The sequence below is a fragment of the Enterobacter sp. H2G27 genome (assembly GCF_054403075.1).
Map to the genome: position 1 here is coordinate 2,709,089 of NZ_JBSVSI010000001.1, position 17,269 is coordinate 2,726,357.

The following is a 17,269-nucleotide window of genomic DNA, read 5'->3' on the forward strand; positions in this document are numbered from 1 at the left end:
AAGGAAGGACGACGCCGGAGCGTCAAACGCGGCAATTATAGGGATTTCGCGGGCGTGATACCAGTCGAATGCACAGGTTCTGCGAGACTGGCTTAAAAGTGACGTATTATTCCCTGAGTGAAATTTAAATGAGCGTTTTTTCAGCGTTTAACCGTTTTTTTTCACGGAGCTTCTATTTAATAAGTCTGTGGTGTCAAATTCTGAGCGGTCACCATATGAATTGTAAATTGTTTGTACTAGCATAAACCAAATTATCAAATTCACGCGTTCGGACATCTTCCCTGACGGCATGGCGTCTCTGGATAAAGCGGTAATGAATAAACAATACCAGCGGGTTTTGGTTACCACCCCACATCCTTTAATACGACTTGTCTGTCTGGGCCTGGTCACCTTTATCTTTACCTTATTTTCGCTGGAGCTCACCCGGTTCGGCACCCTGCTGGCCCCGCTCTGGTTCCCCACCGCCATTATGATGGTGGCGTTTTACCGCCATGCAGGAAAAATGTGGCCGGGAATCGCCCTGGCCTGTTCGTTCGGCAATATTCTGGCCACATGGATGCTGTTTTCGTGGGGATCGATAAACCTCACCTACACCTCAATTAACGTGGTTGAAGCCTTTACCGGTGCGTTATTGCTGCGCAAATTGCTGCCGTGGTACAACCCGCTGCAGAATCTGAATGACTGGATCCGGGTGGCCATCGGCAGCGCAGTGATACCGCCCCTGGTGGGCGGCGTCCTGGTGTCTCTGCTGGCGCCCGGCCCTGAACCAGCGCGTAATTTCTTCGTCTGGGTGTTGTCTGAAGCCATTGGCGCGCTGGCGGTGGTACCACTGGGACTGTTGTTTAAACCGCATTATCTGCTGCGCCACCGTGACCCGCGATTGCTGCTGGAAACCCTGACCACCCTGGCCGTGACGCTGGCCCTCAGTTGGGCAGCCATTACCTGGCTGCCGTGGCCTTTCACCTGCGTTATCGTTTTGCTTATGTGGAGCGCGGTGCGCCTGCCGCGAATGGAAGCATTCATGGTGTTTCTTGTCACCGTGATGGTTGTGTCGCTGATGATTGCCCGGAACCCGGTGGCGCTGACAACCCAACACGTCGGGCCGATGTTGAACGCCCCCTGGCTGCCGTTCCTGATGCTGCTCCTGCCTGCCAACGTGATGACCATGGTGATGTACGCCTTCCGCGCCGAGCGCAAGCACATTACCGAAAGCGAGGAGCGTTTCCGCAATGCGATGGAGTATTCCGCCATCGGTATGGCGCTGGTCAGCATCGAAGGTAAATGGCTTCAGGCTAACAAGGCGCTGTGCAATTTCCTCGGTTACAGCCAGACGGAGCTCCAGTCGCTGACCTTCCAGCAGCTCACCTGGCCGGAAGATCTGAATACCGACCTGGAGCAGCTCGAACAGCTGGTCAACGGCGACATCAACACTTACACCCTCGAGAAGCGCTACTACACCCGCGACGGGGAAGTGGTCTGGGCGCTGCTTGCCGTCTCCGTCGTGCGCCATGCCGACGGCTCGCCGCTCTATTTTATCGCCCAGATTGAAGATATTAACGACCTGAAGCAGACCGAGTGGGTCAATAAACGCCTGATGGAGCGCATTACGCTTGCTAACGAAGCGGGCGGCATCGGCATCTGGGAGTGGGATCTCGAGCCAGACATCATCAGCTGGGACAAGCGGATGTTTGAGCTGTATGAAATCCCGCCGCATATCAAGCCTACCTGGCAGCTCTGGCACGATACGATGCTGCCGGAAGATCGTGCCCACGCTGAGAAGGTGCTGCGGGACTCGCTGATATCCCGTCTGCCGTTTAAGCTGGAATTCCGCATCCGCGTGAAGGAAGGCGTGCGCCATATTCGCTCCCTGGCGAACCGGGTGCTCAATAAGCAGGGCGAAGTCGAACGGCTGCTCGGTATCAACATGGACATGACCGAGGTTAAGCAGCTTAACGAGGCGCTTTTCCAGGAAAAAGAGCGGCTACACATCACGCTCGACTCTATCGGTGAAGCGGTGCTGTGCACCGATATCAACATGAACGTCACCTTTATGAACCCGGTCGCTGAGAAAATGAGCGGCTGGCTGCAGACCGAAGCTATCGGCCAGCCGATCCTGAAGGTGTTGCATATCACCTTTGGTGAAAAAGGGCCGCTGATGGAGAATATTCACAGCGGCGATATGTCCCGTTCTGATATCGATCAGGACGTGGTGCTGAACTGCCGTACCGGTGGTAATTTTGATATTCATTACAGCATTACGCCGCTCAGCACGCTGGATGGACAGAATATTGGCTCGGTTATCGTGATTCAGGACGTGACAGAGTCGCGCAAAATGCTGCGCCAGCTGAGCTACAGCGCCTCCCACGATGCCCTGACCCATCTGGCAAACCGGGTCAGCTTCGAAAATCATCTCAAACGACTCCTGCAGACCGTTCGCGAAACGCGACAGCGCCATGCCCTTGTCTTTATCGATCTCGATCGCTTTAAAGCCGTCAACGATACGGCGGGCCATGCGGCGGGCGATGCCCTGCTGCGGGAACTCTCTTCTCTGATGCTGACCATGCTCCGCTCCAGCGACGTGCTGGCGCGCCTGGGCGGGGATGAGTTTGGGTTACTGTTACCGGACTGCAATATTGAAAGCGCGCGCTATATTGCCGGTCGCCTGATTCATGCCATCAACGACTATCACTTTATGTGGGAAGGCCGTCTGCACCGGATCGGCGCCAGCGCAGGCATCACGCTGATTGATGAAAATAACCATCAGGCGTCAGAGGTAATGTCGCAGGCGGATATTGCCTGTTATGCCTCAAAAAACAACGGGCGCGGTACTGTGACGGTTTACGAACCCCAGCAGGAGCGGGATCACAACACGCGCAGCATGATGTCGCTTGATGAACAGTGGCACATGATTAAAGACAATCACCTGATGATGATCGCCCGCAGCGTCGCCTCCCCGCGCATCCCGGAAAGCAGTAATTTCTGGCTGCTGTCGTTACGCCTGTGGACCAGCCAGGGCGAAGTCCAGGAGGAGCATGCCTTCCGCTCGGGCCTGGCAGAGCCTGAGCTTTTGCACGCCCTCGACAGACGTATCTTTAGTGAATTTTTCCGTGCCTTCGCCGCTCAGGTGGCCAGTAAAGGCATGGGCGTGGCACTGCCGCTTTCTGAGGCCGGTTTAGCCAGCGTAACGCTGGTCGATGAACTTCTCGACCTGCTGGATAAAAGCCCGATGCCGGGCCGTCTCCTGCATCTGGTTATCTCTGCCGACGTGGTGTGCAGCCCGGATAAAAACCTGCAGCGGAGTCTGCAAAAGCTTCGCCAGGCGGGCTGCCGCGTGATCTTCAGCCAGGTGGGTCGCGACATGAACGTCTTCACCCACCTGACCGCCAATATGGCCGACTATCTGATGCTGGACGCAGAGGTGGTCAGCAACGTCTATGGCAATCTGATGGATGAGATGATGGTGACCATTGTTCAGGGCCACGCCCAGCGTCTGGGGATGAAGACCATAGCAGGGCCGTGTAATCAGCCCATCATGATGGATACGCTCTCGGGCATCGGTATTGATTTTATCTATGGCGACACTATCGCCGAGCCGCAGCCATTAGATCTTCTGCTAAACACCAGCTATTTCGCCATCAACTGACGGTGCCCAGCCGTCGGTATACCAGATGTGCAGCAGCGCGTAGGAGCGCCACGGTTTCCAGCGTTCGGCATAACGACGAATTTGCGCGGGCGTCATTCCGGCGAAGCGTTGCTTAATCAGGTAATCATCCGGCAGAAACACATCTTTCGCCTGCCAGCCGCGCAGGGCCAGATAATTTGCCGTCCAGCGCCCTATCCCCGGCCGCTGCTGTAGCGCCTTCATCCCCTCTTCTATATTCACGGGCGGGAAAAGCGGAAACGTTCCGTCGATAACCGATTGCGCCAGATGAATCAGCGACTCCGCGCGTTTTACGGGCATGCCCAACGCTTTCAGCGCCAGCGGGTCCGCAGCCGCCAGCGCCTGCGGCGTGGGGAAGCAGAGATACCCCGGGCAATCCGCCACCGGTTCGCCACATAACGCCACCACGCGTGACGTCAGCTTCGCCGCCATCGCCACGCTCACCAGTTGTCCGAGGATCGCCCGGACGCCCTGCTCGTACGCATCCATCGATCCCGGCAAACGTAAGCCCGGTCTTGCAGCTCCGAGATCGCCCAGCGTATCCGCTATGTGCTGCGGGTTGCAGGCGAGATCGAACAGGCGTTCTATGCGCTCGAGACATGCCTGCGCAACCGGAATCAACCCCGGACTGAGCGTCACGGTCAGCGTATGGGCAGCGATATCCGGCGTCACGCGAAATATTCCCTGATGCCCTTCGCAGGCAAAACTGCGCTCGTAGTAGTCGTTTGTGACGGTTTCAATGCCCGTCACCGCACGCGCGCCAAGAAAGCCAAACATCCACTGCCAGTCGTAAGGGGGAAGCCAGTTCAGGGTGTACATCGTCTCTCCTTTTGGGTTCTTCACAGCATAAACGGAAAGGTCCTGTTTCGCCTTGCTTTCATATTCCTGTTGTCGCCATGCGGACATTTCGTTAAAGTCTCGCCCCTTCTCACCGGCATGGGGATTCATCGTGTTTATTGGATTTGACTACGGTACGGCAAACTGCTCGGTTGCGATTATGCAAAACGGGCAGCCACGGCTCCTGAAAATGGAAAAAGAGAGCACGCTGCTGCCGTCAATGCTCTGCGCGCCGACGCGTGAAGCGGTGAGTGAATGGCTGTTCCGCCACCATCAGGTTCCGGCCACGGCGGCGGAGACCCAGGCGCTGCTGCGCCGGGCGGTCAGCTTTAATCGCGAGGAAGACATCGACGTTTCGCCGTCCAGCGTGCAGTTCGGCCTCTCTTCGCTCGGGCACTACATTGAAGACCCCGAAGAAGTCTATTTCGTTAAGTCGCCAAAATCCTTCCTCGGTGCCAGCGGCCTGAAGCCGCAGCAGGTCGCGCTGTTTGAAGACCTGGTGTGCGCGATGATGCTGCATATTCGCAATCAGGCGCAGACGCAGGTCACCGATGCGATTACCCAGGCGGTGATTGGCCGCCCGATCAACTTCCAGGGGCTGGGCGGCGACGAGGCTAACCAGCAGGCGCAGGGGATCCTTGAACGCGCGGCGCACCGCGCAGGCTTCCGCGATGTGGTATTCCAGTATGAACCGGTTGCCGCGGGGCTGGACTTTGAAGCCTCGCTGACGGAAGAGAAGCGCGTATTGGTCGTGGATATCGGCGGGGGCACGACGGACTGCTCGCTGCTGCTGATGGGCCCCGAATGGCATAACCGTCGCGATCGTGAAAACAGCCTGCTCGGGCACAGCGGCTGCCGCGTAGGCGGTAACGATCTCGATATCGCGCTGGCATTCAAAAGCCTGATGCCGCTGCTCGGCATGGGCGGTCAGACGGAAAAAGGCATCGCCCTGCCGATCCTGCCGTGGTGGAATGCGATTGCTATCAACGATGTGCCTGCGCAAAGTGATTTTTACAGCACCGCCAACGGCCGCTTCCTGAACGATCTGGTTCGCGATGCCCAGGACGCCGAAAAAGTCGCCCTGCTCTATAAAGTGTGGCGCCAGCGTCTGAGCTACCGCGTGGTGCGTACCGCGGAAGAGAGCAAAATCGCCCTTTCCGACCGCGCCGAGCATGCGGTCTCCCTGCCGTTTATCAGCGACGAACTGGCCACCGCCATTTCGCAGGACGGTCTGGAGACGGCGCTTGCCCAGCCGCTGCAGCGCATTCTGGAACAGGTGCAGCTGGCGCTGGAGAACGGCAAAGAGAAGCCGGACGTCATCTACCTGACCGGCGGTAGCGCCCGTTCACCGCTGATTAAGAAAGCGCTGGCCGAACAGCTGCCGGGTATTCCGATTGCAGGTGGCGATGATTTTGGTTCCGTTACAGCCGGTCTGGCGCGCTGGGCGCAGGTGATGTTTAGCTAGCGTTGTTGCGGTGCGGTCTGGTGCCCTCACCCCGGCCCTCTCCCACAGGGAGAGGGATAAAACACCAAAAACGGCAACGGATGTTGCCGTTTTGCGTTTACCTCCATTCAGACCATTCCTGACAGTCTTCCATATTTCCTCCATTTTTCCGCTGTGTTAGCTGACTAAACTAGTATCATTCCCCGAAGTCTTCAGGATGAGAACGTATAACGATGAAAGGCAGTAACAAATCCCGCTGGGCAATCGCCGCTGGCATCATTGTGGTGGCCCTTGCCGCCGCCTGGTACTGGCACAGTCAATCCGCGAACTCCGCAGCTCCCGCCGGTGCCAGCAATCAGGCACAGCGCCCGGCAGGCGGAGGGCGTCACGGCATGCGCGGCGGAGCCCTGGCGCCGGTACAGGCGGCGACGGCGGTGAATAAAGCCGTTCCTCGCTATCTCACTGGTCTCGGGACCATTACCGCCGCCAATACAGCCACGGTGCGCAGCCGCGTCGACGGCCAGCTCGTCGCGATCCACTTCCAGGAAGGGCAGCAGGTCAAAGCCGGTGATTTACTGGCGGAAATCGATCCGAGCCAGTTTAAGGTCGCCCTCGCCCAGGCGCAGGGACAGCTCGCGAAAGACAAAGCCACTCTCGCCAACGCCCGTCGCGATCTGGCCCGCTACCAGCAGCTGGTGAAAACCAACCTTGTGTCTCGTCAGGAGCTTGATACCCAGCAGTCGCTGGTCAGCGAAACGCAGGGCACTATCAAAGCCGACGAAGCCGCCGTGGCCAGCGCCCAGCTGCAGCTGGACTGGAGCCGCATCACCGCGCCGATTGACGGACGTGTCGGCCTGAAGCAGGTCGATATCGGCAACCAAATCTCCAGCGGCGACACCACGGGCATCGTGGTGATCACCCAGACCCACCCGATTGATTTAGTCTTTACCCTGCCGGAAAGCGATATCGCGACCGTCATGCAGGCGCAAAAAGCCGGTAAAGGCCTGGTGGTGGAAGCCTGGGACCGCACCAACAAGCAGAAATTGAGCGAAGGGTCTTTGCTCAGTCTGGATAACCAGATCGACACCACCACCGGCACCATCAAGCTGAAGGCGCGCTTTAATAACCAGGACGATGCCCTCTTCCCGAACCAGTTCGTCAATGCGCGCATGCTGGTTGCGACCGAAGAAAACGCTGTGGTGATCCCCACCGCCGCGCTGCAGATGGGTAATGAAGGTAACTTCGTCTGGGTGCTGAACAGCGACAATAAGGTCAGCAAGCACCTGGTAAAAACCGGGATTCAGGACAGCCAGACGGTGGTCATCAGCGCAGGCCTTTCGGCAGGCGACCGCGTGGTCACCGACGGTATTGACCGTCTGACCGAAGGAGCCAAAGTGGAAGTGGTTGAACCTGCGAAACAGGGAGAGAAATCCTGATGCAGGTGCTGCCGCCAGGCTCTACAGGTGGGCCGTCACGCCTGTTTATCCTCCGTCCTGTCGCCACCACGCTGCTTATGGTGGCGATCCTGCTCGCCGGGATTATCGGCTATCGCTTCCTGCCCGTATCGGCGCTGCCGGAAGTGGATTACCCAACCATTCAGGTGGTGACGCTCTATCCCGGCGCCAGCCCTGATGTCGTGACGTCCGCCATCACCGCACCGCTGGAGCGTCAGTTCGGCCAGATGTCGGGGCTAAAACAGATGTCCTCCCAGAGCTCCGGCGGCGCATCCGTCGTGACGCTGCAGTTCCAGCTGACGCTGTCGCTGGACGTCGCCGAGCAGGAGGTGCAGGCGGCCATCAACGCCGCCACCAACCTGCTGCCGTCGGATCTGCCTAACCCGCCGGTCTACAGCAAGGTGAACCCGGCGGATCCGCCGATCATGACGCTGGCCGTCACATCCTCCGCGATGCCGATGACCCAGGTAGAGGACATGGTCGAAACGCGCGTGGCGCAAAAAATTTCTCAGGTTTCCGGCGTCGGCCTCGTCACCCTGGCGGGTGGTCAGCGCCCGGCGGTGCGCGTCAAGCTGAACGCGCAGGCCATCGCCGCGCTGGGGCTCACCAGTGAAACCATCCGCACCGCCATTAGCAACGCCAACGTCAACTCGGCGAAGGGCTCGCTGGACGGCCCAACCCGCGCCGTCACGCTCTCGGCGAACGACCAGATGCAGTCCGCAGACGAATATCGTCAGCTGATTATCGCCTACCAGAACGGCGCGCCGGTGCGTCTGGGCGACGTGGCGACCGTAGAACAAGGTGCGGAAAACAGCTGGCTGGGAGCCTGGGCCAACAGGCAGCAGGCGATCGTGATGAACGTGCAGCGCCAGCCGGGCGCGAACATCATCGAAACCGCCGACAGCATCCGCACCATGCTGCCGCAGCTGATCGAAAGCCTGCCGAAATCGGTCAGCGTGAAGGTGCTTTCCGACCGTACCACCAACATTCGCGCGTCGGTCACCGACACCCAGTTTGAGCTGATGCTGGCGATTGCGCTGGTGGTTATGATCATCTATCTGTTCCTGCGTAACGTCCCGGCGACCATTATTCCCGCCGTCGCCGTACCGCTCTCGCTGGTCGGCACCTTTGCGGTGATGGTGTTCCTCGATTTTTCGATCAATAACCTGACGCTGATGGCGCTCACCATCGCCACCGGGTTCGTGGTGGATGACGCCATCGTCGTTATCGAGAACATCTCGCGCTATATCGAGAAAGGCGAAAAACCGCTGGCCGCCGCGCTGAAGGGCGCAGGGGAAATCGGCTTTACCATTATCTCGCTGACCTTCTCGCTGATTGCGGTGCTGATCCCGCTGCTGTTTATGGGCGATATCGTCGGGCGGCTGTTCCGCGAGTTTGCCGTGACGCTGGCGGTCGCCATTTTGATCTCCGCCGTGGTGTCGCTGACTCTGACGCCGATGATGTGCGCCCGCATGCTGAGCCACGAGTCCCTGCGCAAGCAAAACCGCTTCTCGCGCGCCTCCGAGCGCATGTTCGAGCGCATTATTGCCGCCTATGGTCGCGTGCTGGCGAAAGTCCTGAACCATCCGTGGGCAACGCTCGGCGTGGCGCTCGGCACGCTGGCGCTCAGCGTGATGCTGTGGATTTTCATTCCGAAAGGCTTCTTCCCGATCCAGGACAACGGCATTATCCAGGGCACGCTTCAGGCCCCGCAGTCAGTCTCCTTCGCCAATATGGCCCAGCGCCAGCAGCAGGTGTCTGACATCATCATGAAGGATCCGGCGGTAGAGAGCCTGACCTCCTACGTGGGCGTCGACGGCACCAACCCGTCGCTCAACAGCGCGCGTCTGCAGATCAACCTCAAGCCGCTGGATGAACGCGACGATCGCGTCAACGCCGTCATTGAGCGTCTGCAAAACGCCGTCGCGCGCGTGCCGGGCGTTGAGCTTTACCTGCAGCCGATTCAGGATTTGACCATTGATACGCAAGTCAGCCGCACGCAGTACCAGTTCACGCTGCAGGCCACCACGCTGGATGCCCTCAGCACCTGGGTGCCGCAGCTGGTGAACAAGCTTAACACCCTGCCCCAGCTCTCCGATGTTAGCAGCGACTGGCAGGACAAAGGGCTGGCGGCGTACGTTAACGTCAACCGCGATACCGCCAGCCGTCTGGGTATCACCATGGCGGACGTGGACAACGCCCTGTACAACGCCTTCGGTCAGCGCCTGATCTCCACCATCTACACCCAGGCGAACCAGTACCGCGTGGTGCTGGAGCACAACACGGAGAACACGCCCGGCCTGGCGGGGCTGGACTCGGTGCGCCTGACCAGCAAAGACGGCGGCATTGTGCCGCTGAGCGCTATCGCCACGGTGGAAGAACGCTATACCCCGCTGTCGATCAACCATCTGGATCAGTTCCCGTCCACCACCATCTCCTTTAACGTGCCGGACAGCTATTCTCTGGGCGAAGCGGTGGAGGCCATTCAGGCGGCTGAAAAAGAGCTCAGCTTCCCGTCCGACATTCAGACCCAGTTCCAGGGCAGCACCCTGGCGTTCCAGGCCGCGCTGGGCAACACCATCTGGCTGATCGTGGCGGCGGTTGTGGCGATGTACATCGTGCTCGGCGTGCTGTACGAAAGCTTTATCCACCCGATCACCATCCTCTCTACCCTGCCGACGGCGGGCGTGGGGGCACTGCTGGCACTGATGCTGGCGGGAAGCGAGCTGGACGTGATTGCCATCATCGGCATCATCCTGCTTATCGGGATCGTGAAGAAAAACGCCATCATGATGATCGACTTCGCCCTGGCCGCCGAGCGCGAGCAGGGCATGTCGCCGCGCGATGCGATTTTCCAGGCCTGCCTGCTGCGTTTTCGCCCTATCCTGATGACCACGCTGGCCGCCCTGCTGGGCGCGCTGCCGCTGATGCTGAGCACCGGCGTCGGCGCGGAGCTCCGTCGTCCACTGGGTATCGGCATGGTAGGCGGTCTGCTGGTGAGCCAGGTGCTGACGCTGTTCACCACGCCGGTGATCTACCTGCTGTTTGACCGCCTGGCGCTGTGGACCAAAAGCCGCTTCCCGAAACGTGAAGAGGAGGCGTAAGTGAAGTTTTTCGCCCTCTTCATTTATCGCCCGGTGGCGACGATTTTAATCTCGCTCGCCATTACCCTCTGCGGCGTGCTGGGCTTCCGGCTGCTGCCGGTGGCCCCCCTGCCGCAGGTGGATTTCCCGGTGATCATGGTCAGCGCTTCGCTGCCGGGCGCCTCACCGGAAACCATGGCCTCGTCGGTTGCCACGCCGCTGGAGCGTTCGCTAGGGCGGATTGCGGGGGTCAACGAGATGACCTCCAGCAGCTCGCTGGGCAGCACGCGCATCATTCTGGAGTTCAGCTTCGACCGGGATATTAACGGCGCAGCGCGCGACGTGCAGGCGGCCATCAACGCCGCGCAAAGCCTGCTGCCGAGCGGGATGCCGAGCCGCCCAACCTACCGCAAGGCCAACCCGTCCGACGCGCCGATCATGATCCTGACGCTGACCTCGGATACGTACTCGCAGGGGCAGCTTTACGACTTTGCATCCACCCAGCTGGCGCAGACAATCTCACAAATTAACGGCGTCGGCGACGTGAGCGTCGGTGGGAGTTCCCTGCCCGCCGTGCGCGTGGGGTTAAACCCGCAGGCGTTATTCAACCAGGGCGTGTCGCTGGACGACGTGCGCTCCGCCATCAGCAACGCCAACGTGCGTAAACCGCAGGGGGCGATTGAGGACGGCAGCCACCGCTGGCAGATCCACACCAACGACGAGCTGAAAACCGCGGCGGAATATCAGCCGCTCATCATCCACTATAACAACGGCGCGGCGGTGCGCTTAAGCGACGTTGCCAGCGTCACCGATTCGGTGCAGGACGTGCGTAACGCCGGGATGACCAACGCCAAGCCGGCGATTCTGCTGATGATCCGCAAGCTGCCGGAGGCCAACATTATCGAGACGGTGAACAGCATTCGCGCCCGTCTTCCGGACCTGCAGGAGACCATACCGGCGGCGATCGATCTGCAAATTGCCCAGGATCGCTCCCCGACCATTCGCGCCTCGCTGGAAGAGGTCGAGCAAACGCTGGTGATCTCCGTCGCGCTGGTGATCCTGGTGGTCTTCCTGTTCCTGCGATCCGGCCGCGCGACGCTTATTCCGGCGGTGGCCGTGCCGGTCTCGCTGATCGGTACCTTTGCCGCCATGTACCTGTGCGGGTTTAGCCTCAACAACCTGTCGCTGATGGCCCTGACGATTGCGACGGGCTTCGTGGTGGATGACGCCATCGTGGTGCTGGAGAACATTTCCCGCCATCTGGAAGCGGGCGTGAAGCCGCTGCAGGCCGCGCTGCAGGGCACGCGCGAAGTGGGCTTTACGGTACTCTCCATGAGCCTGTCGCTGGTCGCGGTGTTCCTGCCGCTGCTGCTGATGGGCGGGCTGCCGGGCCGGTTGCTGCGCGAGTTTGCCGTCACTCTCTCCGTCGCCATCGGCATTTCGCTGGTCATCTCCTTAACGCTGACGCCAATGATGTGCGGCTGGATGCTCAAGCGCAGCAAACCCCATTCGCAGCCGCGCCGGAAAGGCTTTGGCCGTTTCCTGATGGCACTGCAGGAAGGCTATGGTAAATCGCTGAAGTGGGTGCTGAACCATACGCGTCTTGTCGGCCTGGTGCTGATCGGTACCATCGTGCTCAACGTCTGGATGTACATCACCATCCCGAAAACTTTCTTCCCGGAGCAGGACACCGGCGTGCTGATGGGCGGCATTCAGGCGGACCAGAGCATTTCGTTCCAGGCGATGCGCGGCAAGCTGCAGGACTTTATGAAGATCATTCGGGAAGACAAAGCCGTGGATAACGTCACCGGCTTTACCGGCGGGTCACGCGTCAACAGCGGGATGATGTTTATTACCCTCAAACCGCGCGGCGAGCGCAACGAAACCGCCCAGCAGGTGATTGACCGCCTGCGGGTGAAGCTCGCCAAAGAGCCGGGGGCAAACCTGTTTTTGATGGCCGTTCAGGATATCCGCGTCGGCGGGCGACAGGCGAACGCCAGCTATCAGTACACGTTGCTCTCGGACGATTTGGCCGCCCTGCGCGAGTGGGAGCCGAAGATCCGCAAGGCGCTGGCTGCCCTGCCGGAGCTGGCGGACGTAAACTCCGATCAGCAGGACAACGGCGCCGAGATGGCGCTGACCTATGACCGCGAAACCATGTCGCGGCTGGGTATTAATGTTGAAGCCGCCAACAGCCTGCTGAACAACGCCTTCGGCCAGCGCGAGATCTCCACCATCTACCAGCCGATGAACCAGTACAAAGTGGTAATGGAAGTTGACCCGCGCTACACCCAGGACATCAGCGCCCTGGACAAAATGTTTGTGATTAACAACGACGGCAAGGCGATTCCACTCTCCTACTTCGCCAGCTGGCAGCCTGCCAACGCGCCGCTGTCGGTGAACCATCAGGGGCTTTCGGCGGCGTCGACCATCTCCTTTAACCTGCCCGCCGGTTCGTCGCTTTCTGAGGCCAGCGACGCAATCAACCGCGCGATGACCCAGCTTGGCGCGCCGTCGACCGTACGCGGCAGCTTTGCCGGGACAGCGCAGGTGTTCCAGGAGACGATGAATTCGCAGGTGATTTTGATTATGGCCGCCATCGCCACGGTCTATATTGTGCTGGGCGTACTGTACGAAAGCTACGTGCACCCGCTGACCATTCTCTCGACGCTGCCGTCGGCGGGCGTGGGGGCACTGCTGGCGCTGGAGCTGTTCGGCGCGCCGTTCAGCCTTATCGCGCTCATCGGGATCATGCTGCTGATCGGTATCGTGAAGAAAAACGCCATCATGATGGTGGACTTCGCGCTGGACGCCCAGCGCAACGGCAATCTGTCGCCGGAAGAGGCCATCTTCCAGGCCTGCCTGCTGCGCTTCCGGCCGATCATGATGACCACCCTGGCGGCGCTGTTTGGCGCGCTGCCGCTGGTGATCTCGGGCGGCGACGGCTCAGAGCTGCGCCAGCCGCTGGGGATCACCATTGTCGGCGGCCTGGTGATGAGCCAGCTGCTGACGCTGTACACCACGCCGGTGGTCTATCTGTTTTTCGACCGCCTGCGGCTGCGCTTCTCGCGTAAAAACAGAACCACGGTGACCGGGTAAATGACAGATCTCCCCGCTAACGTTCGCTGGCAGTTATGGATAGTCGCCTTCGGCTTCTTTATGCAGTCGCTGGATACGACCATCGTCAACACCGCCCTCCCCTCCATGGCGAAAAGCCTGGGGGAGAGCCCGCTGCATATGCACATGGTGATTGTCTCCTACGTGCTGACGGTGGCCGTGATGCTGCCCGCCAGCGGCTGGCTGGCCGATAAGGTCGGCGTGCGGAACATCTTCTTTACCGCCATCGTGCTGTTTACCACCGGCTCGCTGTTTTGCGCCCAGGCCAATACCCTCGACCAGCTGGTCATGGCGCGCGTGCTGCAGGGCATCGGCGGGGCGATGATGGTCCCCGTCGGGCGGCTAACGGTGATGAAGATTGTGCCGCGCGAGCAGTACATGGCGGCGATGACCTTTGTGACCCTGCCCGGTCAGGTGGGGCCGCTGCTGGGTCCAGCGCTGGGCGGCATTCTGGTGGAGTACGCCTCCTGGCACTGGATCTTCTTAATCAACCTCCCGGTGGGCATCATCGGTGCCATCGCCACCCTGACGCTGATGCCGAACTACAAAATGCAGACGCGGCGCTTTGATTTCTTCGGCTTTATCCTGCTGGCGGCGGGTATGGCAACGCTTACCCTGGCGCTCGACGGGCAAAAAGGGCTGGGGATTTCGCCCCTGACGCTCGGGCTCCTGATCGCGCTCGGCGTTACCGCCATACTGTGGTATCTGCGGCATGCCAGAGGTAACGATAAGGCGCTGTTCAGCCTGAACCTGTTTAAAAACCCTACCTATCGCCTTGGCCTGTTCGGCAGCTTCGCCGGACGCATCGGCAGCGGGATGCTGCCGTTTATGACGCCCGTTTTTCTGCAAATTGGCATGGGTTTTTCGCCATTCCACGCGGGCCTGATGATGATCCCGATGGTGCTCGGCAGCATGGGGATGAAGCGCATCGTGGTGCAGGTGGTCAACCGCTTTGGCTATCGACACGTGCTGGTGGCCGCTACGCTGGGGCTGGCGCTGGTCAGCCTGCTGTTTATGGCCGTGGCGCTGATGGGCTGGTACTACGTCCTGCCGCTGGTGCTGTTCTGCCAGGGGATCATCAACTCCATGCGCTTCTCGTCGATGAATACCCTGACGCTGAAGGACCTGCCGGACGATCTGGCGAGCAGCGGCAACAGCCTGCTGTCGATGGTGATGCAGCTCTCCATGAGCGTGGGCGTGACTATTGCGGGGTTACTGCTCGGCATGTACGGCCAGCACCACCTCAGCGTCGACACGCCGGTGGCGCATCAGGTCTTTTTGTATACCTATCTCAGCATGGCGGTCATCATCGCCCTGCCCGCTTTCATCTTCGCCAGAGTGCCGGATGATACCAGCAAGAACGTCGTGATTAGGCGCGGCAAAAGGAGTGGCTCATGAAATTCTGGCGTCCGGGTATTACCGGCAAGCTCTTTGTAGCGATCTTCGCCACCTGTATCGTCCTGCTGATCACCATGCACTGGGCGGTGCGGGTAAGCTTCGAGCGCGGCTTTATTGATTACATCAAGCATGGCAATGAACAGCGTTTACAGGGCTTAAGCGATGCGCTGAGTGAACAGTACGCCCAACACGGCAACTGGCGTTTTCTGCGCAATAACGACCGCTTTATTTTCCAGATCCTGCGCTCGCTGGAGCACGATACCGGTGACGATCGCCCTGGGCCGGGCATGCCGCCGCACGGCTGGCGCACCCAGTTCTGGGTGATCGACCAGGATATGCGCCCCCTGGTTGGGCCGCGCGCGCCGATACCGCCGGACGGCACCCGGCGGGCAATTAAAGTGAATAACGCCACCGTGGGCTGGGTGATCGCCTCGCCGGTGGAGCGCCTGACGCGCAACACCGACATCAACTTTGACCGCCAGCAGCGCCGCACAAGCTGGCTGATTGTCGCCCTCTCCACGCTGCTCGCCGCGCTCGCCACCTTCCCGCTGGCGCGCGGCCTGCTCGCCCCGGTAAAACGGCTGGTGGAGGGTACGCACAAGCTCGCCGCCGGGGATTTCACCACCCGCGTCGATACCCGCAGCCAGGACGAACTGGGCAAGCTGGCGCAGGACTTTAACCAGCTCGCCAGCACGCTGGAGAAAAACCAGCAGATGCGCCGCGACTTTATGGCCGATATCTCCCACGAGCTGCGCACGCCGCTTGCGGTGCTGCGGGGCGAGCTGGAGGCCATTCAGGACGGCGTGCGCCAGTTTACGCCCGAATCGGTGGCCTCCCTGCAGGCGGAGGTGGGTACGCTCACCAAGCTGGTGGACGATCTCCACCAGCTCTCCATGTCCGACGAAGGCGCGCTGGCCTACCAGAAAGCGCCGGTGGACGTGATTAACATTCTGGAAGTGGCGAGCGGCGCCTTCCGCGAGCGCTTTGCCAGCCGCGACCTGAAAATCGACCTCTCCCTGCCGGACAGCGCGGTGGTGTTTGGCGACAAAGACCGGCTGATGCAGCTGTTCAACAACCTGCTGGAAAACAGCCTGCGCTACACCGACAGCGGCGGAGGGCTGCACATCTCCGGCAGGCAGGAAAACGGGCGCTTTGCCCTCACCTTCGCGGATTCCGCCCCCGGCGTGCAGGACGCGCAGCTGGAAAAACTGTTTGAACGTTTCTACCGTACCGAAGGCTCCCGCAACCGCGCCAGCGGCGGCTCCGGCCTGGGGCTGGCGATTTGCGTTAACATCGTCGAGGCGCATAATGGCACGATCCGCGCAGCCCATTCGCCTTTTGGCGGGGTTAGCATTACAGTAGAGTTACCTCTGGAACGGGATTTATCGAGAGAAGTATGACCGAGTTACCGATTGACGAAAACACGCCGCGCATTTTGATCGTTGAAGACGAACCCAAGCTGGGACAGCTGCTAATCGACTATTTACGCGCGGCCAGCTATGCCCCGTCCCTGATAAGCCACGGCGACCAGGTGCTGCCGTACGTGCGCCAGACTCCGCCGGATCTTATCCTGCTTGATTTAATGCTGCCGGGCGTTGATGGACTGACCCTGTGCCGGGAAATTCGCCGCTTCTCCGACGTGCCGATCGTCATGGTCACCGCCAAAATTGAAGAGATTGACCGCCTGCTGGGGCTCGAAATCGGCGCGGACGACTACATCTGCAAGCCCTACAGCCCGCGTGAAGTGGTCGCCCGCGTGAAAACCATTCTGCGCCGCTGCAGGCCGCAGCGCGAGCTTCAGGTGCTGGACGCCGAAAGCCCGCTGATTGTCGACGAAAGCCGCTTCCAGGCGAGCTGGCGCAGCAAGCTGCTGGACCTGACCCCTGCGGAGTTCCGCCTGCTCAAAACCCTCTCCCACGAGCCGGGCAAAGTCTTCTCCCGCGAACAGCTGCTGAACCACCTGTACGACGATTACCGCGTAGTGACCGACCGCACCATCGACAGCCATATCAAAAACCTGCGCCGCAAGCTGGAGGCGCTGGACGCCGAGCAGTCGTTTATTCGCGCGGTGTATGGCGTGGGGTATCGCTGGGAAGCGGATGCATGCAGGATTGCCTAGTCATCCGCGGGTCAATGCAGGCCGGGTAAGGCGAAGCCGCCACCCGGCACAATAACTTTACCTCCCTGTCCCGCGGCGCTACAATACCCGCCCTTAAAGTGGGGGATCTCCCCTTACCGCTGCACCTGGTGCACGCGGATCTGACCTGTCATCAGA

9 protein-coding genes are annotated in these 17,269 nt (G+C 60.2%); 8 read left to right on the forward strand and 1 reads right to left on the reverse strand.

All coding sequences use genetic code 11. From position 1 onward, the window contains the following. Positions 1–313: 313 nt before the first annotated feature. Positions 314–3,643 (forward strand): diguanylate cyclase, encoded by a 3,330-nt coding sequence (locus tag ACW9E7_RS12875; RefSeq protein ID WP_458727876.1) that lies wholly within the window; start codon positions 314–316, stop codon positions 3,641–3,643. On the opposite strand, the gene alkA is transcribed toward ACW9E7_RS12875, so the two are convergent. Beyond that, positions 3,614–4,480, reverse strand: coding sequence for a DNA-3-methyladenine glycosylase 2 (alkA, locus tag ACW9E7_RS12880; protein WP_127731632.1), 867 nt, complete (start codon positions 4,478–4,480; stop codon positions 3,614–3,616). The two genes, ACW9E7_RS12875 and alkA, sit on opposite strands and share 30 nt — an antisense overlap. Before the next feature lie 130 nt (positions 4,481–4,610). Between alkA and yegD the strand changes: the two genes are divergently transcribed. From yegD to baeR, 7 genes are all read left to right on the forward strand, one after another. Further along, entirely contained in the window at positions 4,611–5,963 is a 1,353-nt protein-coding gene (gene yegD, locus ACW9E7_RS12885; protein WP_115875806.1) for a molecular chaperone, read from the forward strand. Positions 5,964–6,175: 212 nt separating this feature from the next. Further along, on the forward strand, positions 6,176–7,378 hold the full coding sequence (locus ACW9E7_RS12890) for an MdtA/MuxA family multidrug efflux RND transporter periplasmic adaptor subunit (protein ID WP_458727877.1): 1,203 nt from the start codon (positions 6,176–6,178) through the stop codon (positions 7,376–7,378). Continuing rightward, positions 7,378–10,500 (forward strand): MdtB/MuxB family multidrug efflux RND transporter permease subunit, encoded by a 3,123-nt coding sequence (locus ACW9E7_RS12895; protein WP_252093241.1) that lies wholly within the window; start codon positions 7,378–7,380, stop codon positions 10,498–10,500. Before ACW9E7_RS12890 ends, ACW9E7_RS12895 begins: the two co-directional genes overlap by 1 nt. Next, entirely contained in the window at positions 10,501–13,578 is a 3,078-nt protein-coding gene (mdtC, locus tag ACW9E7_RS12900) for a multidrug efflux RND transporter permease subunit MdtC (RefSeq protein WP_458727878.1), read from the forward strand. It begins immediately after the preceding gene. Continuing rightward, the gene (mdtD, locus tag ACW9E7_RS12905; protein ID WP_458727879.1) at positions 13,579–14,994 is read left to right on the forward strand and encodes a multidrug transporter subunit MdtD; all 1,416 of its coding nucleotides are present in this window, start codon (positions 13,579–13,581) and stop codon (positions 14,992–14,994) included. Further along, complete coding sequence (gene baeS / locus ACW9E7_RS12910; RefSeq protein ID WP_455507416.1) at positions 14,991–16,394, forward strand: envelope stress sensor histidine kinase BaeS; 1,404 nt, start codon at positions 14,991–14,993, stop codon at positions 16,392–16,394. The genes mdtD and baeS overlap by 4 nt, the downstream gene beginning before the upstream one ends. Then, complete coding sequence (gene baeR / locus ACW9E7_RS12915) at positions 16,391–17,113, forward strand: envelope stress response regulator BaeR (protein WP_032642850.1); 723 nt, start codon at positions 16,391–16,393, stop codon at positions 17,111–17,113. The genes baeS and baeR overlap by 4 nt, the downstream gene beginning before the upstream one ends. Positions 17,114–17,269 lie beyond the last annotated feature (156 nt).

Coding starts and splice junctions, on each gene's coding strand:
- ACW9E7_RS12895 (WP_252093241.1), top strand. CDS start 7,378: ATGCAGGTGCTGCCGCCAGGCTCTACAGGTGGGCCGTCACGCCTGTTT.
- ACW9E7_RS12875 (WP_458727876.1), top strand. CDS start 314: ATGAATAAACAATACCAGCGGGTTTTGGTTACCACCCCACATCCTTTA.
- alkA (WP_127731632.1), bottom strand. CDS start 4,480: ATGTACACCCTGAACTGGCTTCCCCCTTACGACTGGCAGTGGATGTTT.
- mdtD (WP_458727879.1), top strand. CDS start 13,579: ATGACAGATCTCCCCGCTAACGTTCGCTGGCAGTTATGGATAGTCGCC.
- baeR (WP_032642850.1), top strand. CDS start 16,391: ATGACCGAGTTACCGATTGACGAAAACACGCCGCGCATTTTGATCGTT.
- ACW9E7_RS12890 (WP_458727877.1), top strand. CDS start 6,176: ATGAAAGGCAGTAACAAATCCCGCTGGGCAATCGCCGCTGGCATCATT.
- baeS (WP_455507416.1), top strand. CDS start 14,991: ATGAAATTCTGGCGTCCGGGTATTACCGGCAAGCTCTTTGTAGCGATC.